This window comes from Rhodococcus sp. T2V (genome assembly GCF_029269925.1).
Lineage (GTDB): Bacteria > Actinomycetota > Actinomycetes > Mycobacteriales > Mycobacteriaceae > Rhodococcus_F > Rhodococcus_F koreensis.
The window spans coordinates 1-335 of record NZ_JARJBD010000534.1 but is presented as its reverse complement, the minus strand read 5'-3'; the positions used below and the strand labels follow the sequence as shown (position 1 = coordinate 335).

The 335-nt window shown below is 69.3% G+C and carries 1 protein-coding gene and 1 pseudogene; one reads left to right on the top strand and one right to left on the bottom strand.

Features of this window, described 5'->3' with window-relative positions:
• Nucleotides 1-51: 51 nt before the first annotated feature.
• Nucleotides 52-162, bottom strand: a pseudogene (locus P3H15_RS55290) (transposase); the annotation flags it as partial.
• 4 nt (nt 163-166) lie between these two features.
• Here P3H15_RS55290 and P3H15_RS55285 point away from each other — a divergent pair.
• Nucleotides 167-335 (top strand): enoyl-CoA hydratase/isomerase family protein (locus P3H15_RS55285; RefSeq protein ID WP_276144962.1); only part of this gene is annotated, 169 nt, incomplete at its 3' end.

Below are 335 nucleotides of genomic sequence, written 5' to 3'. Positions count from 1 at the left end.
ACCGCGCTGGACCTACCGACCCGCTGACCGGGGCACTAAACCTGTGCAAGTCAGGTGCAATACGTGGAACGGATCCATCACCGCCCGCGCTGCGGGTAGCGCTTCGGCGGTGGCGGTGCGGTAGCCGGCGAACCCATCCATCGCCACGACCTGCACACGGCTTCGGATGAACCGGCCGAAGGCGATCAACGCCCTCAACCACACCATGGTGGCGCGGATCGCGGCGGCGCTGGCGGCGTGGGCCGGGGACGACGAGGTGAAGGCGGTGGTGATCACCGGTGCCGGGGACCGCGGGTTGTGCGCGGGCGGGGACATCGTGTCGATCTACCACGACG